The following is a 21,727-nucleotide window of genomic DNA, read 5'->3' as shown; positions in this document are numbered from 1 at the left end:
ATCAATGCGACTGCCCGGCCGGGTTCGGCGTTCTCCGGGTCTCCGGATGCAGGTCGAAGACCACCCGCGCCGGAGCCACCGGGTCGTACTTGATCGGGACCCGCTGCCCGGCGTACGGGACCGGACCGGGCAGCGGGTACCGGACATCGTTGCGAATCAGCGAGGTTCCTACCGGGAAGCGGACCAGCAAGAACGTACGGTTACCGGCCCGCAGTACCGAGAGCACCTCGGCGTCCACCTGGCGCCAGTTCGCGGACTCGCGTTCGAGATCGTCGAGCCCGGTGTCGGGCTGGCTGATCAGGGCCAGAAGCCCTGCCCCCACAGCCAGCCCGACGCTTGTCAGCACTGCGATCATCCACATCGGCTGTGCCTCATCCCGCGGATTCCGGACGGCCTCGTCAGCCGGCCAGCGCGTGACGACGCCGGTACAGCCACATGCCGCCGAAGGCGACGGCCGCACCACCGAGTGCGGAGACACCAGCCTGCAGAGCCTCGACACCGTTGTCGTCCGACAGACTCTGCGCGGACACGGTCTTCACGGCCGGCACTTCGTAGGCCGGGTCGTAGTTCGGGTAGTTGTACTCCGGACCAGTGGTATCGGACCCCGGATAGCCGCTGCCTTCGTCCGGCCAGTCGGGTGGCGCCGCCGGGCCGTTCTGAGAGACCGATGCGGAGGCGGGCTCCTTCGGCATGGCGGACGCTTGCGGCGTGGTGAGAACGACTGTGCCCATCGCGACTGCGGACAGTGCGAGGACTGTGTACTGGCGGTTCATGATTCCTCCGTGAATTCGGCGGCGGCGGGATCGCCGCTCTCATTTCACGGTCGGCCTCAGGTGCCGTCGGCCACATCGGGGGTAACCCCTCAGAAATGCAGTGCTACCCCTCAGATTCGGCCACGTTTCCGACCATCGCCTCTGAGGAGCGGCAGAATTGGCTCCCGGATCCTGTCTGGAAGTGGACCAGCGCCCTGGGCCGATCCCGGCCTAGGTTGGTGGCATGAGCACAACGACGCGGCGGGTGAAGCTCGCCAACCTGGTTCCCGACTTCTACCAGGCGATGATCGCGCTGGACAGGGTCTCCGACGCCGGCATCGATCCGAAGCTGGCGAACCTGATCAGGATCCGTGCTTCCCAGCTGAACGGCTGCTCCTACTGCACCGACATGCACTCGCTCGACCTCCTGCACCTCGGTGCCGACCAGCAGCGGATCTCGCTGCTGCCGGTCTGGCGGGAGGCGCGCAAGTTCTACACCGAGGAGGAGCAGGCCGCGCTGGCACTGACCGAGGCGATCACGCTGATCAGCGTCGACCACGTCCCGGACGAGGTGTACGACCTGGCAGCGAGCGTGTTCGGCGAGAAGGACTTGGCACAGTTGATCGCATTGATCATCACGATCAACATGTGGACCCGGGTCGGGGTGACCGGGCGGATGGAGCCCGGCCACTACAAGCCGAGCTGAGCCGCGCGATGACATCGGGAGCGGAGCAGTTCCGGGCCTTGCATCACGGCGGTCCGCCGCTGATCCTGCCCAACGCCTGGGATCCGGTCAGTGCCAGGATCATGGCCGAGGCAGGCTTCGCAGCGGTCGCGACCAGCAGCGGCGCGGTCGCCCGCGTCCTCGGGTACGACGATGGTCAGCTGACCCCACCGGCGGAGATGTTCGCCGCGGTCGCCCAGATCGCGCGAGCGATCGACGTACCGGTGACTGCCGATCTGGAGGCAGGGTATGGCCTGGCGCCGAAGGAGTTCGTCGAGCGCGTGCTCGACGCCGGCGTCGTCGGCTGCAACCTGGAGGACTCGGTGGACCGCGTGCTCACCGACCCGGCGCGGCAGGCCGACTACCTGGCCGAGGTTCGCGCCGCCGCGGGTGCGGACCTGGTGATCAACGCACGAGTCGACGTGTTCATCCGCGGCGGCGGAGTGGCCGATGCCATTGCCCGCGGCCGGGCGTACCGCCGGGCCGGCGCCGACTGCGTCTACCCGATCATGGCCCCGACCGACGTCCTGGCCGAGGTCGTCGAAGGCATCGGCGGCCCGATCAATGCCCACGCCGCGATCGGCGGGCCTACTTCTGGCGAGGTGATCGCCGCCGGCGCCCACCGCATCTCTTACGGCACCAGCATCCACACCCACCTGATGAACAACCTGCGCGACCTGCTCCCCTCACTTGCCTAAGGCCCTGATGGCGTAGACCAAGGCCCAGTCCTGGTCGTTGGCCAAGGGGTCGGCGACATGGGCGGGCTGTCCGTTGACGCAGCTCGGGTAGACGAAAGCGCAGGTCGCGGCGCCGTCCGGGGAGAAGTTGACCAGGTTCGCACGGAGGATCGAGTCCGTCGCGGCGTCCAGCCAGGCCGCCGTCGACGGCTCGACCAGTTCCCGTGGCCAAGCGGCGTACACGGCCGCACTCAGCACGGACCAATAGTGCGGGAACACGTCGCCCCACAGCCGCAGCCGGCCGAACCAGTACCCGTCCCAGTGCCGGATCGCCACCTGCCGCAGTCGTACGTCGGGCTGATCGGCGGCGAACGCGGTCAGCCACGGCAGCCGTCGATTCAGCTCCGCGCCGTCGATCTCGTCGGGTGCCATCCGGTACGCCGCCACGAGTAGCTCGAGCAAGGGCGCGACCATCGACTGCTCGTAGTTCACCTCGTGCGGCGGCAACTCATCGCCGTACTCGATGAACTGGCGTGCATGCCGGATGAGGTGATCGCGCATCCCGAGTTCGCTGAGCAGCGGACCGAGGTCGAAGGCGAGGAAGTGATCGCCGCCGAGTTCGTAGTACCGGTCGAGGATGCGCGCGGCGCCGGTCCGATCGCCCTGCCCGAGCAGGAACCTCGCGAACCACGGGAAGTTGTACAGCCGGACGCGGTCCTGATGGATGCTGTCGTCCTGGACCGTGCCATCCTCGTCCACCAGATGCTCGCGGACGAAGCGCTCGTACCCGGCCAACGCCGCTTCCAGCTCGGTCCGATCACCCCAGCCGCGATCACGGACCTCCTGCAGCAGGAGAGCCATCCCGATCCGTTCGCGCGCATCAGACCAGTCCGCCCACGCACCCGACAACACAGTGAGCCCACTGTCATTGTCGTACGGCACGAAGGCGTACTGCCGACTGTCCGCCAGCTCCGGCCGGCGCTGCCTGTCGAGGACGAACCGCACTCGCCGCTCGGCGATCTCGCGCAGCGGCCGATGGAACAGTACGGCGATCCGCGCGGTCCGCTTCCCGTCCGTCGCCTCGACGTGCACCACGCCGGGCTCGTCGCTCGTCACCTCGCTCGGGCCGGCTCCGGCGAGCTCGATCGTCTCCCCCAACTCAGCGGCCAGCCGGTCAGCGCCGATGAGCGGCTGCCGATCCGCATGGAATCCGGGCAGGTTGTCGTACCAGGCCAACTGCCAGGTCCACCGGTACGACGCTCCAGGCCCGAGCGTGATCGGCGGCTGACCACCCATCGCGTGCGGCGCGCGGGCGTGGTCGGTCGGGTGGAGGTAGATGTGCCCGCGAACGTTGCTGCTCGTCCCCGGCTCGCGCGACTCCACCGAGTACGCCCACAGCTCGCCTTCCTTCAACTGCAGACCGAGCCCGGGACCGCTGCCGTCCATCGGCACCGCCCACACCCACGCATCCGCGCCACCGGTCCACACATGCGCATGCACGGCTCCCGTCAGACTCTCCCGGCTCGAGCGATAGATGTCGCGGTACGGCGTACTGATCGCAATCGACCCGACCGTCGTCGGCTCGGACCCGGGGTTGCGCAGTTCGTAGGTCTCCGTCCACTGGTCGCCGAAGCGGCGGCCGACGCGCAACTCCAGCTCACCGACCTGGTAGAGCAGGTCGAGGCCGGTCTGCCGCCAGCGCACGAGCGCCGGGTTGTCGAAGCGGTGGCTGCCACGGTCCGTGATCACGAAGCCCTTGCCCCACGCGTGCAGGGTGTCGTGCACGGGTCCGGGATCGAGCAGGACCCGCCGTCCGTCCGGGTGCGCGACCTGCTCGACCGCCCCGTCGTCGCCGACCTGGACCGTGCCCGGACCGAATGCGAAGATTTCCACGATTTCCCAACCTATCGATGTCGAGCTCACCGCATCGGCTTCGTCCCCCTGCTGAGAACACCTCCGAACGGAAGGATCCGATCATGACCAAGGACGAGATCGCAGCGGTACTGGCCAAGCCCCACTCACAGGCCCTGATCACCGGCCCCGAGCCGGCCCGGTTCGCCTACGACGGACTCGACGGCGACCCCAGGGTGATTCCGATCGGCTTCTGGATCGAGGGCGACCGGATCCTGATGGCCACCGTGCCGAAGGCGGCGAAGGTCGCGGCCGTGCGGAAGAACCCGAAGGTCGCGCTCACCATCGACAAGGGAGCCTTCCCGCCGAAGGTCCTGCTGATCCGCGGCACCGCCGAGGTCGAACTGGTGCCCGGTGTCCCGGAAGGCTACCTGAAGGCCGGCCACAAGGTGATGACCGACGAGCAGTACCCGGACTGGGAGGCCGGGGTGAAGGGTCTGTACGACGAGATGGTCGTCATCACCGTCACCCCGACCTGGGCGAAGCTCCTCGACTTCGAGACCACCATCCCGAAGGCGGTCGAGGATCTGATCAACGAGAAGTCGTCGTGATCACTCGCTGACGCCCCGGCTCAGGAACACCGCGGCGATGAAGATCCGGAACAGTCGCAGCGGATCGTCATTGCGCAGGGCAACGATCTTCTCGTCGCGTCGCTCGACGCCGCGAAGTTCACACCCGAGCTCCGCCAGCGCGCGGTTGCGGTACCGGATGGTCAGCTCGGCCGGCAGCGTGATGGTCGGCAGCCGGAAGCCGGTCAACCGATCCACTGCCCGCTGCGCCCCGTCCCGGATCAGCTCGCGGGCCGTGTCCGGGTGCAAGGACAGGGCGGCGTTGTGCGAGACCGACTCCTTGACGACGACCGACTCGATGTCCGGGCAGAACGGCTGCGCCTCGTCGATCGTCACCCGGTCGCCCGAGATAAGTACGACGGGAACCCCGTGGGCGAGCGCCACCAGTGCGTTGACTCCGGCCTCGCCGGCGATCTCACCGTTGAGACGCACCTCGGCGATCGCCCTGGGGTTGTACGTGTGGAAGAGCACCGACGACGTCGAGTCGGCCGACCCGTGGTACGAGATGAACAGGGCCGCGTCGAAGGAGTCGTCGAGGCCTTCCATCATGTACAGCGGCTTGTGCCGCCCGGACAGGTAGCTGGCACGTCCGTGCAGCTCGTCCGGGCGGAGATTCTGCATCGTGGAGTGTGAGTCGTTGACCAGGAACTCGGTCGCGCCGGCGGCCAGTGCACCGTCGATCGCGGCGTTGACCTCCGCCTGCAACTGTCCGCGGTAGTACTCGTACTCCTGTGCGGGACCGCGGACCTGCCCCCAGTCGACGACCCCCGCCGTACCTTCCATGTCAGTCGACAGGAACACCTTCAAGAGTCAGGACCACCACTTCTGGCCGAGCGCCTCGTCGGTCTGGCCGGTGGTGTCCAGGGCGTCCAGTGCGGAGACGGCCTCGTGGTCGAGTTCGAAGTCGAAGACGGCGAAGTTCTCCTCGATGCGGTCCCGGTGAGTGGACTTGGGGATGACCGACAGGCCCTTCTGGACTGCCCACCTGATCAGGACCTGTGCCGGGGTGTGGCCGGTGGCAGCCGCGATGCGCGCGACCACCGGGTCGCCGAGGTGGCGGCCGGTTCCCAGCGGGCTGTACGCCTGAGCGACGATACCTGCGTCCGCGCACGCCGCGAGCAGGGCAGCGCGGTACTCGAACGGGCTGAACTGGATCTGGTTCACGGCCGGCTGGATCTGGCTCGTCTTCAGCAGCTCCTGGATCTCGGCCGCGCTGAAGTTCGAGATCCCGATGCCCTTGGTCAGGCCGGCCTCAACGGAGGCTTCCATCCCCGGCCAGGCCCACGTCGGGCCACTCTGCGGCCAGTGGATCAGGTAGAGGTCGAGGTAGTCGGTGCCGAGCCGCTCCAGGCTCTTCTCCGCCTCGGCCCGCGGGTCCTTGTTGCCCGGGTAGAACTTCGTGGTGAGGAAGATGTCCTCCCGCGGGACGCCGCTACTGCGGATCGCCCGCCCCACACTCGCTTCGTTCCGGTACGCCTGAGCCGTGTCGATCAGCCGGTAGCCCATCTCGAGAGCCCACTCGACCGCCCGCTCCGTCTCCGGCCCGTCCGCAGCCTGCCAAACCCCAAGCCCAAACACCGGAATAGCCGTACCGTTAGAGAGCCCAAGAGTCGCCTCAGCACTATTCGCCGTCATGTACTCCTTCTACCACGCCTACAGTTTGTGGGCGTGGCGGATGACGTCTACTACGTCGGACATCATGGTGGTTAGGTCGTAGTCCTTGGGGGTGTAGACGGCGGCTACTCCGGCGGAGCGGAGTTCTCGGGCGTCGGTGTCGGGGACGATGCCGCCGACAACGACCGGTACGTCGTCGAGGCCGGCTGCGCGCAGGCCGGACACGACCGCGGGGACGAGTTCCATGTGGGAGCCGGACAGGATCGAGAGGCCGACGCAGTGGACGTCCTCGGCGACCGCGGCGGCGACGATCTGCTCAGGTGTGAGACGGATGCCCTGGTAGATGACCTCGAAGCCGACATCGCGGGCACGGACCGCGACCTGCTCGGCGCCGTTCGAGTGGCCGTCCAGGCCGGGCTTCCCGACCAGGAAGCGCAGGCGGCCGCCGAGCTCGTCCGACGTAGCGGCGACCTTCTCGCGTACGGCGGCGATCGCCTCACCACCACCGGAGACGCCGACCGACCCGGTGACCCCAGTCGGCGCGCGGTACTCGCCGTACATCTCCCGCAGGACTCCGGCCCACTCCCCCGTGGTCACGCCCGCGCGGGCGCACTCGATGGTGACGGGCATGAGGTTGTCCGTGGTCTTCGCGACCGCGCGCAGCTTGGTCAGGGCGGCCTCGACCGCTGCTCCGTCACGGCTGGCCCGCCACTCGCGCAATGAGGTCAGCGCTGCGTTCTCAGCAGCGGGATCGACGGTCTGGATGGCAGTGTCCAGGTCCGCGGTCAGCGGTGACGGCTCGGTGTTCTCGAACTTGTTCACCCCGACGACGACCTGCTCACCGGACTCGATCCGCTGCCAGCGTTCGGCATGTGACGCGACCAGCGCCTGCTTCAGGTACCCGCTCTCGACCGCGGCGACCGCACCGCCCATCGCCTGCACGCGATCGATCTCCTCGCGAGCACCGTCGACCAGCTCGGAGACCTTCGCCTCGATCACATGCGATCCGTCGAAGATGTCGTCGTACTCGAGCAGGTCGGACTCGTACGCGAGCACCTGCTGCATCCGCAGCGACCACTGCTGGTCCCACGGCCGCGGCAGGCCGAGCGCCTCGTTCCACGCCGGCAACTGGACCGCACGGGCGCGGGCGTTCTTCGACAGCGTGACGCCGAGCATCTCGAGCACGATCCGCTGGACGTTGTTCTCCGGCTGCGCCTCGGTCAGGCCGAGCGAGTTCACCTGGACGCCGTACCGCAACCGCCGGGCCTTCGCGTCCGTCACGCCGTACCGGTTGAGCGTCAGGTCGTCCCAGAGCCGGACGAACGCACGCATCTTGCAGGTCTCCTCGATGAACCGCACCCCGGCGTTCACGAAGAACGAGATCCGCTGGACCACGTCGCCGAACCGCTCGGGCGGCACCTGACCGGCGTCGCGAACGCGATCCAGTACGGCGATCGCCGTCGACAGCGCGAACGCGAGTTCCTGCACCGGAGTCGCGCCGGCCTCCTGCAGGTGGTAGCTGCAGATGTTGATCGGGTTCCACTTCGGGATGGTGGCGACCGTGTAGGCGATCACGTCGGTGGTCAGCCGCAGCGACGCGTCCGGCGGGAACGCGTACGTGCCACGGGACAGGTACTCCTTCACGATGTCGTTCTGCGTCGTCCCGGTCAGCTCATCGGGCAGCGCACCCTGCTCCTGGGCAGCGACCTGATACAGCGCGAGCAACCACATCGCCGGCGCATTGATGGTCATCGACGTGTTCATCTGCGCGAGCGGGATCCGGTCGAACAGCGCCCGTACGTCGCCCAGGTGCGCGACCGGTACGCCGACCTTGCCCACCTCGCCCTTGGCCAGCGGATGGTCGGCGTCGTACCCGGTCTGGGTCGGGAGGTCGAACGCGACCGACAGACCGGTCTGGCCCTTGGCCAGGTTCCGCCGGAACAACGCGTTCGACTCGGCAGCGGACGAGTGGCCCGCGTACGTCCGCATCACCCACGGTCGATCCTTCTCGGTCGCCATGTACCCGAGAGTAGGACTCTGTTCCCTTGTGAGTCGCGACCTCGTGACCGGTGTCACCAGGGGCCTGGGTCACATTCACGCGCCGACGGGAAGCGGGCTCCGCTCGACCCGCAGGACCCGGTGCAGCCGGGTGACCGCGAGGATCCGGATGACCGAGGGCATCGGGTGCCACAGGACGAGCTGCCGCCCGAGCGACTGCGTCCGGCGGTGGGTGGCGACGAGCAGGCCGAGACCGGTCGCGTCGACGGCGTCCACCCGTTCCAGGTCGACGATGACGTCGCCCACCGAGGTGTCGATGATGGTGTTCAGGGTCTGCCGGACGTCGCCGACGGTGCGGACGTCCAGGATGCCGGTCAGTTGTACGACGTTCTTCGGGGTCGGTGCGAGCATGTCCGTGCCCTCCGCTCTTCCGGCGGCCCCCGAGTCATCGGCCGCGTGGCAGCGTGTCCAGCTTGTGATCGTAAAGACTCCCTGGGGACACGGAAGGTTGCCAAGACCTCGCGACCTTTTATTTCGCGAGACAATGGTGTCCGTGTTCACCGAGGAGTACTTCGTCTTTCCGGTCGTGGCCATCGCCCTGGCCGGGTTGATGGTACTGCTTTGTCGCTGGGCGTTCTCGAAGGCCAAGGGCGGGTCGCTGGTTCGGCGGGTCGATTCCCGTCCCGCCGAGCGGGACGCGTTCGGGTTGCTGATCGATGTCCGGACCGTGCGGACCTACAACGAGGCGCGGATCAAGGTGTCGATGCTGAAGGACTTCGGCATCAAGGCCACCGCGGCCCGGACCAAGGACGGCTGGACCGTCTACGTCTGGCCGAACGACGAGGCCGCCGCCCGCGGGCTGCTCGACACCCACTGATCTTTCTCGCTGATCTTTCTCGCACCGACCTGTCCTCCAGAGAGCGCTCCCGCGCGTCTATCCGCCGGGGTCAGGAGATCGAGGCGGGATCGCGAGAAGGGGTCTGGGGACATCGGGCAAGAAGTGGGTGAGCCGACCGGCAGCACACCAGACGCGAGGAGTTCGATGACGCCCGACGTGGCCCTGGCCACCCTTGCGTTCCCCAGCCGGCTGCCGGCTGCCGCCGTACCCGCGGAAGCTGACGAGGACGGGCGATTGCTGGAGGCGTCGGTGCGGGAGCCGGACCGGTTCACGCTGATCTTCGACAAGTACTTCCCGCAAGTGCACGGGTACGTCGCCCGCCGGCTCGGCCCCGATGTCGCGGACGACCTGGCGGCGGAGACATTCCTGATCGCGTTCCGGCAGCGGGATCGGTTCGACCGCCGCAGCGGGGTGGTGCGGGCCTGGTTGTACGGCATCGCGACCAACCTGATCCGCCGGCACCGGCGGGACGAGGTCCGCGCCTGGCGGGCGTTGGCGAAACTCCCACCGCCCCTTCCGGTGACCGGAGCCGAGGAACTGATCGCCGCGCAGGTCACCGCACAAGGCACGAGGCGCGAACTGGCCGCCGCACTGGCGAAGGTCTCGGCCAAGGACCGCGAGGTCCTGCTGCTCGTCGCTCTGGGCCAGCTCACGTACGACGAGGTGGCCGCGGCGCTCGGGATCGCGTATGGCACGGTGTGCTCCCGCCTGTCCCGGGCCCGCCGGATCGTCCGGGACGCGCTCGGCCACAACCCGACCGGAGGTGACGCCTGATGAACGAGCTCGAATCGGTGCGCAAGGCGTTCCCGTCGGCTGACGCCCCTTCCCCGGAAGCGACCACCGCCGCACGCGAGCAACTCGAAGGCCTGATCCGCGAGCAGCACAGACCCAGGCGATGGTTGGTGGTTGCGCGCGCCGGCTGGGTGGGGACTGCGGTGACTGCCGCGACGGCAGTGGTTGCTGTGATCGGGCTCGGTGTCCCGTTGGTGCGTGGCACCGGGGGTGGGAGTGACGTCGGAGTGGCGCCCGCGACGGTGACCCCGACGACCCCTCGGCTCGCCACCGCCAGTCAGGTGCTGATCGCGGCCGCGGTGCAGCAGGAGAAGAACGAGAAGCTGTCCGGGAAGTTCTTCCGGGTGCGCAGCCTGCACGTAGGAGCGAACGTTCGCGTGGGTGAGCCGAAGTACACGGTGCAAGGGCGGTCGATCATCGAGAGCTGGATGCCGATGAAGCCCGGTGTCGAGTCGTGGTTCGGCTGGGCGGGGCTCGGGTACGGCCCGGCGACGCCGACAGACGTGGCCAAGTGGCGCGCCCAAGGCTCACCGACGACCTGGCAGGTGCCGGGCGAGCGCGACCCGCTGACCAGCAGCGCCATGGCACCGGTCATCCACGAGATGTCGTTCCGGGACGTTCCCCCGGGCTACTTCCTGACCGGAACCACGCCCCTCAGCGCCCAGCAGATCGCGGCGCTGCCCACCGACCCGACGCTCCTCCACGCCTACCTCGTCACGGCGGTCGGTCTGCTACCGACACCGTCCGATCGTGACTACGCCGTGTTCGCCGCCGCCGGTCAGCTCTTGTTCGAAACCCCGTCGCCACCGAAGCTGCGCGGCGCCGCGCTCCGCGTGCTGGCCGCCCTGCCCGGCACTCGCATCCGCACCGGGGTCAAGGACCCGATCGGCCGCATCGGCACGGAGATCACGATCTTCCTTCCGAAGGCCATCCCGAGCGGCTCCACCACGACACTGACGCGCGGCCGCAGCGCCTACATCATCGATACCACCACCGGCCGGCTGCTCAGCTCGACGATCGAGGGCCTGAAGGGCGGCTCCACCGTCGTGCTCGAGTCCGGCTGGACCGACCAGAATCCGAAGCCCCCTCCGCCGGCCGTCCGCTGACCGGGCCGCACCTCGTCGGCGAGTAGTACGTAAGGACAGGAGGTAGTCGGCAATCAGGGCGTTCCGCACGCTCAACTTCGCGACACGGAGTCCGGATACCCCGACTACCTCCTGTCGTTCGGTCCTGTCAGTCGCTTGCGGCGACCGACTAGGGTCGAACCATGGGGATTCTGCTGGAGCTGGATCTGACCCGGGGTGTTCTCGAGACGCCGCCTGCTTCGCCGGTGGCCGCGTTCCGCGCGCGGCATCTGCCGACACTGCGCGAGCTGGTGGCGGCGTTGCGGAAGGGTGCGCGGGACGACGAAGTCGTCGGCCTGGTCGCGCACCTGGGCGGGCATCGGTTGTCGCTGGCCCAGGTGCAGGACCTGCGGGAGGCGGTCGCCGACTTCCGGACGTCGGGCAAGACCGCGCTCGCGTGGACGGAGTCGTTCGGCGAGGCCGGCGGTGGGACCGTCCCGTACTACCTGGCGACCGCGTTCGACGAGATCTGGGTGCAGCCGTCCGGTGAGCTCGGCATCACCGGCGTCTCCGTGCAGGCGGTCTTCGTCCGCGGGGCGCTGGACAAGGCCGGAGTGATCCCGCAGTTCGGCAAGCGGCGTGAGTACAAGACCGCCGCCGACACCTTCACCGAGAAGGAGATGACCGGTCCGGCGCGGGAGATGGCGTCCCGGCTGGCCGAGTCCGCGTTCGAGCAGATCGTCGAGGGCGTCGCCGTACGACGACGGCTGGACACGGCCCGAGTGCGGGAGCTCGTGAACAGCTCACCGCTGTCCGGACAGGCTGGGCTGGACGCCGGACTGGTGGACCGCCTCGGCTACAGATCCGACGTGTACGACGCCCTGGAGAAGGGCCTCGGCGAAACCACCAGACTGCTTGCCGAGCGGTACATCCGCCGTGGTCCGCGCACGCTGGAGGACCTCCGCAAGGTCCTCCCCTGGCCGCAGAAGCCGATGGTGGCTGTCGTCCGCGTCTCTGGCGGCATCAACGTCGGCCGCAACTCCAGCAGCCCGCTCGGTGGTCCCAGTTCAGGCTCCGACACGGTAGGCGCCGCGCTGCGTGCCGTGGCCGAAGAGGACAAGGTGAGGGCCGTCATCCTGCGCGTCGACAGTCCGGGTGGCTCGTACATCGCCTCAGACGCGATCCGCAACGAGGTACTGCGGCTGCGGTCCACGGGGAAGCCTGTCATCGCATCGATGGGCACAGTAGCCGCGTCCGGCGGGTACTTCGTCGCGATGCCGGCCGACGTGATCGTCGCGCAGCCCGGCACGATCACCGGATCGATCGGCGTACTGACCGGCAAGGGCGTCGTACGGGATGCGCTGGGCCGGATCGGGATCACCCAGGAGGCCGTGTCGGAGGGCGAGAACGCGCGGATGTACTCGGCGCAGGAGGAGTTCACCGACGAGCAGTGGGCGCGCTTGGAGGAGACCCTCGACCGCATCTACAAGGACTTCGTCGCCAAGGCCGCACTGGACCGCGGTCTGCCCGAGGAGCAGCTGGAGTCCCTGGCCCGCGGTCGGGTCTGGACCGGCGCCGACGCTCACGACCGCAAACTGGTCGACGAGCTCGGTGGCTTCCAGCACGCGCTCACTCTGGCCTGCGACCGAGCCGGTCTGGACCGCGACGAGGTCGCCCTGGCGACCGTCCCGCATCGCAACCTGCTGGAACGCCTCCGCCCGCCGACAACCACAGACGACCTCGCTGTGACCACGCAACCGCTGACCTTCGACGGCCTGACCACCAGCCTCTACAGCGCGCTGGGCCTGCCGCCCGCCGGTCTGCTCCGGATGCCGCTCAACTGGCAGCTGAGGTAGGTCTCAGGACTTGCGTTCGCCTCCGGGGACCCACAGGACGTCGCCGCCGGAGGACAGGTTCGCGACGCGGCCGAGAATGAAGAGCAGGTCGGACAGGCGGTTGAGGTACTGCAGGGCGAGCAGGTTGACCGACGGTCCGTGGGTTTCGACCGCGGCCCAGCCGGCGCGCTCGGCCCGGCGGACCACGGTGCGGGCGACGTTCAGGTATGCGGCGCCTGGCGTGCCGCCGGGGAGGATGAACGACCGGAGCTTGGTCAGGCGGTTGTTGTACTCGTCGCACCAGCCTTCGAGGCGGTCGACGTACTCCTGGGTGATCCGCAGCGGCGGGTACTCCGGGTTCGGCGTGATCGGGTTGCACAGGTCGGCGCCGACGTCGAAGAGGTCGTTCTGGACTCTGGTCAGCAGCACGACCAGAGTGCTGTTCAGGTGACCGGCCGCGATGGCCACGCCGATGGCGGAGTTCGCCTCGTCCACCTCGCCGTACGCCGCCAGCCGCGGATCGGTCTTCGAGGTCGTCGAATTGTCGCCCAGGCGGGTCTCACCGGCGTCACCGGTCCGGGTGTAGATCCGCGTCAAGTTCACAGCCATGGAAGGACTCTACGCAGGTCCGGGGACACCGGTTCGCTACAGTCGGCGGGTGGAACGGTTTCGGATCGCGGGTGAGGCACGGCTCGAGGGAGCTGTGGAGGTCGCTGGAGCGAAGAACAGTGTGCTCAAGCTGATGGCGGCCGCCCTGCTGGCAGAAGGTACGACGACGCTGCGGCAGGTGCCAGGCATCCTCGACGTGGTCTTCATGGCGCAATTGCTGGAGACGCTCGGCTGCGAGGTCGCGGTCGACGCGGACGCGCGGCTGGCGACGATCGCCGTACCGCATGAGGTCAGGTACCAGTGTGACTACGAGCTGGTGCGCAAGCTGCGGGCGTCGATCTCGGTGCTCGGACCCCTGCTGGCCCGCTGCGGTCAGGCGGAGGTGGCGCTGCCCGGTGGTGACAACATCGGCTCGCGCGGACTGAACATGCACGTCGCCGGACTGGAGGCGATGGGCGCGAAGGTGCACATCGAGCACGGTTTCGTGATCGCCGAAGCACCGCAGGGCCTGCATGGCGCCGAGGTCTGGCTGGACTTCCCCAGCGTCGGCGCGACCGAGACGATCATGATGGCCGCAGTGCTCGCCAAGGGCACCACAGTGATCGAGAACGCGGCCCGCGAGCCGGAGATCCAGGACATTGCCGCGATGCTGGTCGAGATGGGCGCCCAGATCGACGGCGCCGGCACACCGCGCATCGAGGTGAGCGGTGTGGCCGGTCCGCTCAACCCGGTCGACCACACCGTCGTTGCGGACCGGATCGTGTCCGGGAGCTGGGCATTCGCGGCTGCCATCACCAAGGGTGACGTGACGATCGCCAACGGGCACGCGCACCACCTCGAGCTTCCGCTCGACAAGCTCCACAAGGCCGGCGCCGAGATCACCGTGCTCAACCCAGGCTTCCGGGTCCGGATGGACGACCGGCCGAAGCCGGTGGACGTGGTGACGCTGCCGTATCCGGGCTTCGCGACCGACCTGCAGGCGTTCGTGATCGCGCTCAACGCGCTGAGTGACGGCGCTGCGATGGTGACCGAGAACCTGTTCGAGGGCCGGTTCACCTTCGCGCAGGAGCTGACCCGTCTGGGTGCGCAGATCCAGACCGACGGACACCACGCCGTGGTCCGCGGCGTACCGCGCTTGTCCGGGGCACCCGTCGTGGCTAGCGACATCCGGGCCGGTGCGGCGCTCGTACTGGCCGGGCTTGCGGCCGAAGGCGAGACCCTGGTCTCGGCGGCTCACCACGTGCACCGCGGTTACACGGACTTCGCCGGCAACCTGCGCCGCCTCGGCGCCGACGTCACCGTCGAGCCGGACGACGCGGAACTGTACTGGAACTGAACCGGACTTTTCCACGCACTTTTCTGGCACTCTCCCCCGTCCGCGCTCTGGGCCGGGTTAGGGTCCTGGCATGAGTGAGCGCGTGATCAAGCCCCTGGGCCGTGGATTCCTCTTCCTGGACTCGCATCCGGCCGGTTGTGCCCGGATAGTTCGTGACCTGGCCGGTCAGGTCGAACGCCGAGCACCAGAACGCCGTACCGCGCTCGTCATCGGCTCCAGCTCCGGCTACGGCCTGGCCACGACGATCGCGGGACTCGCACGCTACGGGATCGACGGGATCGGTGTGTCCTTCGAGAAGGCACCGACGGCTCGGCGTACGGCGACCGCGGGCTGGTACCGGACGGCGGAGACCGCTGTGCTCGCCGCTGAGTTCGGTCGAGACTTCCGGTTCTTCAACGCCGATGCGTTCGCGGACACCACCAAGGACGAGGTGCTCGGGCTGATCGCCGAGCGGTTCGGCGGGATCGACCACTTGATTTACAGCGTCGCCGCGCCGCGGCGGGTCGATCCGAGGACCGAGGAGACGTTCCAGTCGGCGATCAAGGCGATCGGTGCACCACACACCACCAAGAGCCTGGCCTACGAGGACGGGCAGCCGGTTCTGCAGGAGGTCGGGATCGAGGTCGCGACCGAGGACGAGATCGCCCAGACGGTCAAGGTGATGGGCGGTGAGGACTGGGCTCGCTGGGTCTCGGCGCTCGACGAGCGCGGGCTGCTGAAGCCCGGGTTCAACACGGTCGCGCTCACCTACATCGGGTCCGAGCTGACCGGGCCGATCTACCGGCAGGGCTCGATCGGCGCCGCGAAGGCGGACCTCGAGCAGACCGCGGTCACCCTCGCCAAGGACGGCGTGAAGGCGATGACGTCGGTGAACGGCGCGGCGGTGACCCAGGCTTCGTCGGCGATCCCGGGCATCGGCCTGTACGTCAGCCTGCTGCACAAGGTGCTCGGCGACGGACTGCAGACTCCCGTGCAGCAGTCGGTCGCCCTGTGGGATCAGCTGACCGGCGAGACACCGCTGGACCTCGACGACGAGGGCCGCATTCGTCTCGACCGCTGGGAGTTGGCCGACGACGTCCAAGCCGCCGTCCGCGCCCAGTGGGAGTCCGCAACGCAGGACAACATCGCGGACGTTGCCGACACCACGTGGTTCCTGGCCGAGGTACGGCGCCTGTACGGCTTCGACGTACCAGGAGTCGACTACGAGGCACCAACCGAGGTCGACATCACCTGGCCCTAACCCCCGCTGCCCAGCCTGGCCTCGGGGAGGCTAGGCGCGGGCGCGGTATTTGCGCATCTTGTTGCGGGAGCCGCACAGGGACATCGTGCACCAGCGGCTGCGACCGGCCGGGCTGCGGTCGTAGTACACCCAGCGGCAGGTGTCGGCGGCGCACGCCTTCAGCCGCGGCCAGTTGCCGACAGCAACCGACGTCGCGATGTCCGCCGCGAGGCGGGAGACCAACGCCTGAACGCCGGTCAGGCCGTCCGCCGGACGGACCGTCGCGCCTCCGTCGGCTGACAGCGCCAGCGTCAGCGGCGCTGCGGCGAGCAGCCGATCGAGCACGGTGAGGGATTCCGCCGGTACGTCGATGCCGGCGTGTGCCTGGCAGACATCCCGCACCGCCTCACGCAGGGTCAGCACCTCCGCGAGGCCAGTCCGATCGAACCGCAGACCGGATAAGCCGTGGTCGGCGCAGAACGCGCTCAGGTCAGCGGGTTTCGTCAGCGTGTCCTGCTCCATTTCCAGGTCGACGGTGTTCACCAGGTCCTGCACAAGCGTCAGCGGCTCAGGGGCAGGGGTGCGCTCGCCGGGCTGAATCACAGTTGCCACGTTACCGGCCATGGGGCATGATCCGGTAACGAAGTTACTGGATGAGGCGGAGGTACTGGTAACGGTGGACGGCGACTTCAAGCGTTTCTGGGCGGGACAGACGGTCTCCGCGGTCGGCACGCACGTGACCGCGGTCGCGCTTCCGCTGACCGCAGCGCTGACCCTCGACGCGGGAGCAGCGGGCGTGAGCGCCATCGCGACGGCGACCTACCTGCCCAGCGCGGCGTTGCCACTGCTCACCGGGCACTGGCTCGAAGGGCGGCGCAAGCGCGGGGTGATGATCGCCGTCGACATCATCCGCGCCGCGGCGCTGATCGTGATCCCGATCGCCTGGGCGATGGACCAGCTCAGCCTGCCGCTGCTGGTCGTGGTGGCGTTCCTGGTCGGGGCGGCGAGTGTGGTGTTCGACATCGCGTCGTTCGCGTATCTTCCGGACTTCGTCCCCGAGGCGGAGCTGCCGGCTGCCAACCGCGCCCTCCAGGGCTCGTCCACCGCAGCACAGGTCGGCGGCCCGGGTCTGTCCGGAATCCTGGTCCAGTTGCTCGGACCCGCCGTCGCCCTCCTCGTCGACGCCGCCTCCTACCTGGCCAGCGCTGTCGGTATCGCATCGGCGCGACGGCCGGAGATCGCCCCGCACACCACTGACGATCGGCCGGGTCTGTGGGAAGGCGTTCGGCAGCTCAAGGTCAGCCCGTTCCTGCGTTCGCTGACCGCCCACGCTGCGCTCTACAACGCCTCCGCGCAGATCCTGGTCGTGAACCTCGTCATCCTCGCGGTCAAGGAACGCGGCTTGTCCGCGGGTGGCTACGGCATCGCCCTCAGCGCCGGCGGCGCAGGCGCCTTCGTAGGTGCGATGCTCGGTCTCCGGCTGGCGAAACGCCTCGGCTACGGCCGCGCCTTCGGCACCTCTCTGGTCCTGTCGACCGGGCTACCACTCCTGCTGGCGTTCCTCCCGGGCCGAGGCATCCAGTACGGCGTCCTCCTCGGCGTACTGCAGTTCCTGTCCGGCATCGGCCTCGGCAGCGCCAACGTCCTGTCCGTGACGATCCGCCAGCTGCTGATCCCCCGCACCGCACTGGCTCGCAGCAACGGCGCCTACCGCACGTTCACCTTCGGCGTCCTCCCGATCGGCGCCGCGCTCGGCGGCGTACTCGGCAGCACCTTCGGAACCACCGCAGCCGTCGCGGTCGGATCCATCGGCATCGCCCTGTCCGCACTGCCCATGTTCGTCCGCGAGGTCAGGACCCTCGAGACCCCGGTGACTACAGCGGCTTGAAGGATGCCATTTCCAGGACGAGGTCTTCGGCCTCGTCGGAGGCGGCGAGGTCGACGCTGGCTGAGATGCGCCAGTCGTGGTTGCCCTCGGGGTCGTCGATGATCTGCTGGACCTCCCAGTAGCCCGGGTGTTCCTCGATCATGAACAGCGCGGGACCACGGGCCGCCGGACCGGTGCCGACCACGTCGTGCTCCGCGTAGTACGCCGTACCTGCCTCGGCCCAGCGGCCGGCGTCCCAGCCCGACTCGGAGTCGAGCTGGCCGAGCTCGGCCCAGCGGTGCAGGGCGACCAGCTCGACGCGTCGGAACATGGCGTTGCGGACCAAGACCCGGAAAGCCCTGCTGTTCAAGGTGATCCGGCGCGGACCGGCCGGGACCGGCTCGGCCGCCTCCTCGGTGGTCGGGTTGGTCAGCTCCTCCCACTCGTCGAGCAGGCTGGAGTCGGTCTGCCGGACCACTTCGCCGAGCCACTCGATCAGGTCGGTGAGATCCTCGTTCACCTTGTCCGGCGGCACCGTCTGCCGCAGCGCCTTGTACGCGTCGCTCAGATATCGCAGTACGACGCCCTCCGACCGCGCCAGCCCGTAGAACCCGATGAACTCGCCGAACGTCATCGCCCGCTCGAACATGTCCCGGACCACCGACTTCGGCGACAGGCCGGAGTCCGCGATCCACGGGTGCGTCTGCCGGTACATCTCGAACGTTGCCTCGAGCAACTCGTTGAGCGGCTTCGGCCAGGTCACGTCCTCGAGCAGTTCCATCCGCTCGTCGTACTCGATGCCCTCGGCCTTCATCGCGTTCACGGCCTCGCCGCGGGCGTGGTGCTCCTGTGCCCACAGCACCGCGCGCGGATCCTCCAGCGTCGCCTCGACCACCGACACCACGTCCAGCGCGTACGACGGATCCTCCGGGTCGAGCAGGTCGAGCGCGGCCAGTGCGAACGTCGACAGCGGCTGGTTCAGGCTGAAGTCCTTCTGCAGGTCCACGGTCAGGCGGAGCGTGCGGCCGTTCTCGTCCGGTTCGTCCAGCCGCTCGACCACGCCGGCGGTGAGCAGTGTCCTATAGATCTGGATCGCGCGGCGGATCAGCCGGACCTGGACCTTCGAGTCCTCGTGGTTGTCGCGGAGCAGGTGCCGCATGCTCTCGAACGCGTTGCCGTCGCGGGCGATCACGTTCAGCAGCATCGCGTGGCTGACCCGCATCCGCGACTGCAGCGCCTCGGGCTCAGCCGCGACCAGGCGGTCGAACGTGTCCTCGCCCCAGGTGACGAAACCCTCCGGCGGCTTCTTCCGCTGCACCTTGCGCTGCTTCTTCGGGTCGTCGCCGGCCTTGGCCAGCGCCTTCACGTTCTCCACCACGTGATCCGGCGCCTGTACGACGACGGTGCCTGATGTGTCGTAGCCGGCCCGGCCAGCGCGACCCGCGATCTGGTGGAACTCGCGCGCCTTCAGGATCCGCTGCCGGCGTCCGTCGTACTTGCTCAGTGCGGTGAGTACGACGGTCCGGATCGGGACGTTGATGCCGACGCCGAGCGTGTCGGTGCCGCAGATGACCTTGAGCAGACCGGCCTGCGCGAGCTGCTCGACCAGGCGGCGGTACTTCGGCAGCATGCCGGCGTGGTGGACGCCGATGCCGTGCTTCACCAGGCGCTGCAGGGTCCGGCCGAAGCCCTTGCTGAACCGGAAGTTCCCGATCAGCTCGTTGATCTTCTCCTTCTCCTCCTTCGAAGAGACGTTGATGCTCATCAGCGCCTGGGCGCGTTCCAGCGCGGCGGCCTGGGTGAAGTGGACGACGTACACCGGCGCCTGATGGGTGGTGAGGAGTTCCTCGAGCGTCTCGTGCAGCGCGGTGGTGACGTACTTGTAGATCAGCGGGACCGGGCGCTCGGCCGAGGACACGATCGCGGTCGGGCGGCCGGTACGGCGGGACAGGTCGATCTTGAACCGCTCGACGTCACCGAGCGTCGCCGACATCAGGATGAACTGCGCGTCGGGCAGTTCCAGCAGCGGCACCTGCCACGCCCAGCCGCGGTCCGGCTCGGAGTAGAAGTGGAACTCGTCCATCACCACCTGGCCGACGTCGGCGGCCGAGCCCTCGCGCAGCGAGACGTTCGCCAGCACCTCGGCGGTGCAGCAGATGATCGGCGCCCCGGCGTTCACCGACGCGTCGCCGGTCAGCATGCCGACCTTGTCGGCGCCGAACACGTCGCAGAGCGCGAAGAACTTCTCCGACACCAGCGCCTTGATCGGCGCCGTGTAGAACGTCCGCCGCCCGTCCGCCAGCGCCGCGAAGTGCGCGCCGGTGGCCACCAGGCTCTTCCCCGACCCGGTCGGCGTCGACAGGATCACGTTCGACCCCGTCATCACCTCGATCAACGCCTCTTCCTGCGCCGGGTACAACGAGATCCCCTGCTCCCCCACCCACCGCGCGAACGCGTCGTACAGGTCGTCAGGCTCGGTCGTCCCCGGCAGTTGCTCAGTCAGCGTCATCACCACCCATTGTCCCTGACGGCCGGAACCGTTCGGCCGCCGGTTGCGACCGTCCGGCGCTGGTCGCCACGCAAACGATTGCACGGCATGTCTATTCAGGCTTGACTCAGAAGATGACTTCTCATGCGTGGCGCCGGATGGGCGCGAGTTTGCTGATGACGGCGGTGGGTGCGGCGGGTCTGGTGGCGGCCGCGAGACCGGACGACGGCCCGGGACCGGGTGGGACGGAGGTGGTGACGACGTGGGGTGCCAGTGATGACATCGCCGGCGGGACGTTGCACGACATGACGGTGCGGAACGTCGTGCGCACGAGCGTCGGCGGGAAGGATCTGCGGATCCGGGTATCGAACGCGAACGGCGACCAGCCGTTGGTGACGGATTCGGTGTACGTCGGGCGGCAGGCGGCCGGGGCGAGCGTCGTCCCGGGGTCGAGCCGGCGGTTGACGTTCGGCGGGAAGACGTCGGTGACGATTCCGCCGGGGGCGATGGCGATCAGTGATCCGCTGACGGGACCGGTGCCGGCGCGGACGAGTCTGACCGTGAGTCTGCATGTGGTCGGTACGACGGGCATCATCACGGCGCACAACCGGGCGATGCAGCACAGCTACAAGTCGACGTCCGGTGATCACGCGGCGGACGAGTCGGCGGCGACGTACCAGACCGAGTCGTCCGCGTGGTACTTCGTCAATGCGGCGATCGTGACCGCGCCGCAGCAGGTCGAAACGGTGGCGACGCTGGGCGATTCGATCACGTCGTCGGTCGGTACGACGATCGACACGAACCGTCGGTGGCCGGATGTGCTGGCGGATCGGTACGGGCAACTGCCTGAGCACCGGCGGCTGGCGATCTCCAACGAAGGCATCTCGGGGAACCGGGTGCTTGGTGGGGTCGCGAAGGCAGGCAGTGCCGGGGCGAGTGCGTTGGCGCGGCTGGACAAGGATGTGCTGACGAAGCCCGGCGTACGGACGGTGTTGTTGCTGGAAGGGATCAACGACATCTACGCGGGTGCTACTGCTGACGAGTTGATCGATGGGTATCGGCAGTTGGTTGCGCGGGTGCATGCCAGTGGGCGATGCATTGTCGGGGGGACGCTGACGCCTGTTGGTGGTTCGTTCGTGTACACGCCTGAGAAGGAGGCGGCGCGGCAGGCCGTCAACTCCTTCATCCGTAGCAGCGGCGAGTTCGACGGCGTGGTGGACTTCGATGCCGCCACCCGGGATCTCGCCGACCCCAGTCGCCTCCAAGCCGCGTACGACGGCGGCGACGGCCTCCACCCCAACGACGCAGGCAACCACGCCATGGGTAACGCGGCCGACCTCAACACTCTTCGTTGTCACTGAAAAGCAGCCGCAC

At 68.4% G+C, this 21,727-nt stretch carries 21 protein-coding genes; 11 read left to right on the top strand and 10 right to left on the bottom strand.

The window, feature by feature from the left end; all coding sequences use genetic code 11:
• Position 1: 1 nt before the first annotated feature.
• Complete coding sequence (locus E0H75_RS38495) at positions 2-355, bottom strand: hypothetical protein (protein ID WP_131518661.1); 354 nt, start codon at positions 353-355, stop codon at positions 2-4.
• Positions 356-398: 43 nt separating this feature from the next.
• Positions 399-773 carry a hypothetical protein gene (locus tag E0H75_RS38490; RefSeq protein WP_131518660.1) on the bottom strand — a complete coding sequence of 125 codons (375 nt, stop codon included), beginning with the start codon at positions 771-773 and terminating at the stop codon, positions 399-401.
• Between the two features lie 223 nt (positions 774-996).
• Between E0H75_RS38490 and E0H75_RS38485 the strand changes: the two genes are divergently transcribed.
• Both E0H75_RS38485 and E0H75_RS38480 read left to right on the top strand, forming a co-directional pair.
• Complete coding sequence (locus E0H75_RS38485; RefSeq protein WP_131518659.1) at positions 997-1,458, top strand: carboxymuconolactone decarboxylase family protein; 462 nt, start codon at positions 997-999, stop codon at positions 1,456-1,458.
• Between the two features lie 8 nt (positions 1,459-1,466).
• Positions 1,467-2,174, top strand: a complete 708-nt coding sequence (locus E0H75_RS38480; RefSeq protein WP_131518658.1) for an isocitrate lyase/PEP mutase family protein — start codon at positions 1,467-1,469, stop codon at positions 2,172-2,174.
• Here E0H75_RS38480 and E0H75_RS38475 read toward each other — a convergent pair.
• Positions 2,163-4,046, bottom strand: a complete 1,884-nt coding sequence (locus E0H75_RS38475) for a hypothetical protein (protein ID WP_238163527.1) — start codon at positions 4,044-4,046, stop codon at positions 2,163-2,165. The two genes, E0H75_RS38480 and E0H75_RS38475, sit on opposite strands and share 12 nt — an antisense overlap.
• 83 nt (positions 4,047-4,129) lie before the next feature.
• Between E0H75_RS38475 and E0H75_RS38470 the strand changes: the two genes are divergently transcribed.
• Positions 4,130-4,615 carry a pyridoxamine 5'-phosphate oxidase family protein gene (locus E0H75_RS38470; RefSeq protein WP_131518657.1) on the top strand — a complete coding sequence of 162 codons (486 nt, stop codon included), beginning with the start codon at positions 4,130-4,132 and terminating at the stop codon, positions 4,613-4,615.
• Here the strand turns inward: E0H75_RS38470 and E0H75_RS38465 are convergent, their stop codons facing one another.
• The 4 genes from E0H75_RS38465 to E0H75_RS38450 all read right to left on the bottom strand — a co-directional run bounded on the left by E0H75_RS38465 (position 4,616) and on the right by E0H75_RS38450 (position 8,656).
• Entirely contained in the window at positions 4,616-5,434 is an 819-nt protein-coding gene (locus tag E0H75_RS38465; protein WP_202873390.1) for a M55 family metallopeptidase, read from the bottom strand.
• A gap of 9 nt (positions 5,435-5,443) precedes the next feature.
• Complete coding sequence (locus tag E0H75_RS38460) at positions 5,444-6,211, bottom strand: aldo/keto reductase (RefSeq protein ID WP_238163526.1); 768 nt, start codon at positions 6,209-6,211, stop codon at positions 5,444-5,446.
• A 75-nt stretch (positions 6,212-6,286) separates the two neighbouring features.
• Complete coding sequence (locus tag E0H75_RS38455; RefSeq protein ID WP_131518654.1) at positions 6,287-8,266, bottom strand: protein meaA; 1,980 nt, start codon at positions 8,264-8,266, stop codon at positions 6,287-6,289.
• A 75-nt stretch (positions 8,267-8,341) separates the two neighbouring features.
• Positions 8,342-8,656, bottom strand: coding sequence for an STAS domain-containing protein (locus E0H75_RS38450; protein ID WP_131518653.1), 315 nt, complete (start codon positions 8,654-8,656; stop codon positions 8,342-8,344).
• A gap of 133 nt (positions 8,657-8,789) precedes the next feature.
• On the opposite strand from E0H75_RS38450, the gene E0H75_RS38445 reads away from it, so the two are divergent.
• The 4 genes from E0H75_RS38445 to sppA all read left to right on the top strand — a co-directional run bounded on the left by E0H75_RS38445 (position 8,790) and on the right by sppA (position 12,855).
• Positions 8,790-9,122, top strand: a complete 333-nt coding sequence (locus E0H75_RS38445) for a hypothetical protein (protein WP_131518652.1) — start codon at positions 8,790-8,792, stop codon at positions 9,120-9,122.
• 165 nt (positions 9,123-9,287) lie between these two features.
• Complete coding sequence (locus E0H75_RS38440; protein ID WP_131518651.1) at positions 9,288-9,917, top strand: RNA polymerase sigma factor; 630 nt, start codon at positions 9,288-9,290, stop codon at positions 9,915-9,917.
• Positions 9,917-11,041 carry a CU044_5270 family protein gene (locus E0H75_RS38435; RefSeq protein ID WP_131518650.1) on the top strand — a complete coding sequence of 375 codons (1,125 nt, stop codon included), beginning with the start codon at positions 9,917-9,919 and terminating at the stop codon, positions 11,039-11,041. Before E0H75_RS38440 ends, E0H75_RS38435 begins: the two co-directional genes overlap by 1 nt.
• Positions 11,042-11,202: 161 nt before the next feature.
• Positions 11,203-12,855, top strand: coding sequence for a signal peptide peptidase SppA (sppA, locus tag E0H75_RS38430; protein WP_131518649.1), 1,653 nt, complete (start codon positions 11,203-11,205; stop codon positions 12,853-12,855).
• A gap of 3 nt (positions 12,856-12,858) precedes the next feature.
• Here sppA and E0H75_RS38425 read toward each other — a convergent pair whose 3' ends face one another.
• A complete protein-coding gene (locus E0H75_RS38425; RefSeq protein WP_131518648.1) occupies positions 12,859-13,443 on the bottom strand; it encodes a cob(I)yrinic acid a,c-diamide adenosyltransferase in 585 nt (194 codons plus the stop codon).
• A gap of 49 nt (positions 13,444-13,492) precedes the next feature.
• Here E0H75_RS38425 and murA point away from each other — a divergent pair, with 49 nt between their 5' ends.
• Both murA and fabV read left to right on the top strand, forming a co-directional pair.
• On the top strand, positions 13,493-14,779 hold the full coding sequence (murA, locus tag E0H75_RS38420) for a UDP-N-acetylglucosamine 1-carboxyvinyltransferase (RefSeq protein ID WP_131518647.1): 1,287 nt from the start codon (positions 13,493-13,495) through the stop codon (positions 14,777-14,779).
• Positions 14,780-14,849: 70 nt separating this feature from the next.
• The gene (gene fabV / locus E0H75_RS38415) at positions 14,850-16,019 is read left to right on the top strand and encodes an enoyl-[acyl-carrier-protein] reductase FabV (RefSeq protein ID WP_131518646.1); all 1,170 of its coding nucleotides are present in this window, start codon (positions 14,850-14,852) and stop codon (positions 16,017-16,019) included.
• A gap of 30 nt (positions 16,020-16,049) precedes the next feature.
• On the opposite strand, the gene E0H75_RS38410 is transcribed toward fabV, so the two are convergent.
• On the bottom strand, positions 16,050-16,601 hold the full coding sequence (locus E0H75_RS38410; RefSeq protein ID WP_202873389.1) for a CGNR zinc finger domain-containing protein: 552 nt from the start codon (positions 16,599-16,601) through the stop codon (positions 16,050-16,052).
• A gap of 19 nt (positions 16,602-16,620) precedes the next feature.
• Here E0H75_RS38410 and E0H75_RS38405 point away from each other — a divergent pair, with 19 nt between their 5' ends.
• Positions 16,621-17,886: an MFS transporter gene (locus E0H75_RS38405; protein ID WP_131518644.1), complete on the top strand. Its 1,266-nt coding sequence runs from the start codon at positions 16,621-16,623 to the stop codon at positions 17,884-17,886.
• Here the strand turns inward: E0H75_RS38405 and E0H75_RS38400 are convergent.
• Positions 17,873-20,374 carry a DEAD/DEAH box helicase gene (locus E0H75_RS38400; RefSeq protein ID WP_131518643.1) on the bottom strand — a complete coding sequence of 834 codons (2,502 nt, stop codon included), beginning with the start codon at positions 20,372-20,374 and terminating at the stop codon, positions 17,873-17,875. The genes E0H75_RS38405 and E0H75_RS38400 overlap by 14 nt on opposite strands.
• A gap of 113 nt (positions 20,375-20,487) precedes the next feature.
• Between E0H75_RS38400 and E0H75_RS38395 the strand changes: the two genes are divergently transcribed.
• Positions 20,488-21,714: an SGNH/GDSL hydrolase family protein gene (locus E0H75_RS38395; protein WP_131518642.1), complete on the top strand. Its 1,227-nt coding sequence runs from the start codon at positions 20,488-20,490 to the stop codon at positions 21,712-21,714.
• The last annotated feature ends 13 nt before the right edge of the window (positions 21,715-21,727 follow it).

Source organism: Kribbella capetownensis (assembly GCF_004331485.1).
GTDB lineage: Bacteria > Actinomycetota > Actinomycetes > Propionibacteriales > Kribbellaceae > Kribbella > Kribbella capetownensis.
Note: the sequence above shows the minus strand (reverse complement) of the source record. Positions and strands in the feature narration are given on the sequence as shown.

Coding starts and splice junctions, on each gene's coding strand:
- E0H75_RS38495 (WP_131518661.1), bottom strand. CDS start 355: ATGATCGCAGTGCTGACAAGCGTCGGGCTGGCTGTGGGGGCAGGGCTT.
- E0H75_RS38490 (WP_131518660.1), bottom strand. CDS start 773: ATGAACCGCCAGTACACAGTCCTCGCACTGTCCGCAGTCGCGATGGGC.
- E0H75_RS38485 (WP_131518659.1), top strand. CDS start 997: ATGAGCACAACGACGCGGCGGGTGAAGCTCGCCAACCTGGTTCCCGAC.
- E0H75_RS38480 (WP_131518658.1), top strand. CDS start 1,467: ATGACATCGGGAGCGGAGCAGTTCCGGGCCTTGCATCACGGCGGTCCG.
- E0H75_RS38470 (WP_131518657.1), top strand. CDS start 4,130: ATGACCAAGGACGAGATCGCAGCGGTACTGGCCAAGCCCCACTCACAG.
- E0H75_RS38455 (WP_131518654.1), bottom strand. CDS start 8,266: ATGGCGACCGAGAAGGATCGACCGTGGGTGATGCGGACGTACGCGGGC.
- E0H75_RS38450 (WP_131518653.1), bottom strand. CDS start 8,656: ATGCTCGCACCGACCCCGAAGAACGTCGTACAACTGACCGGCATCCTG.
- E0H75_RS38445 (WP_131518652.1), top strand. CDS start 8,790: ATGGTGTCCGTGTTCACCGAGGAGTACTTCGTCTTTCCGGTCGTGGCC.
- E0H75_RS38440 (WP_131518651.1), top strand. CDS start 9,288: ATGACGCCCGACGTGGCCCTGGCCACCCTTGCGTTCCCCAGCCGGCTG.
- E0H75_RS38435 (WP_131518650.1), top strand. CDS start 9,917: ATGAACGAGCTCGAATCGGTGCGCAAGGCGTTCCCGTCGGCTGACGCC.
- sppA (WP_131518649.1), top strand. CDS start 11,203: ATGGGGATTCTGCTGGAGCTGGATCTGACCCGGGGTGTTCTCGAGACG.
- E0H75_RS38425 (WP_131518648.1), bottom strand. CDS start 13,443: ATGGCTGTGAACTTGACGCGGATCTACACCCGGACCGGTGACGCCGGT.
- fabV (WP_131518646.1), top strand. CDS start 14,850: ATGAGTGAGCGCGTGATCAAGCCCCTGGGCCGTGGATTCCTCTTCCTG.
- E0H75_RS38405 (WP_131518644.1), top strand. CDS start 16,621: ATGGGGCATGATCCGGTAACGAAGTTACTGGATGAGGCGGAGGTACTG.
- E0H75_RS38400 (WP_131518643.1), bottom strand. CDS start 20,374: ATGACGCTGACTGAGCAACTGCCGGGGACGACCGAGCCTGACGACCTG.
- E0H75_RS38395 (WP_131518642.1), top strand. CDS start 20,488: ATGACTTCTCATGCGTGGCGCCGGATGGGCGCGAGTTTGCTGATGACG.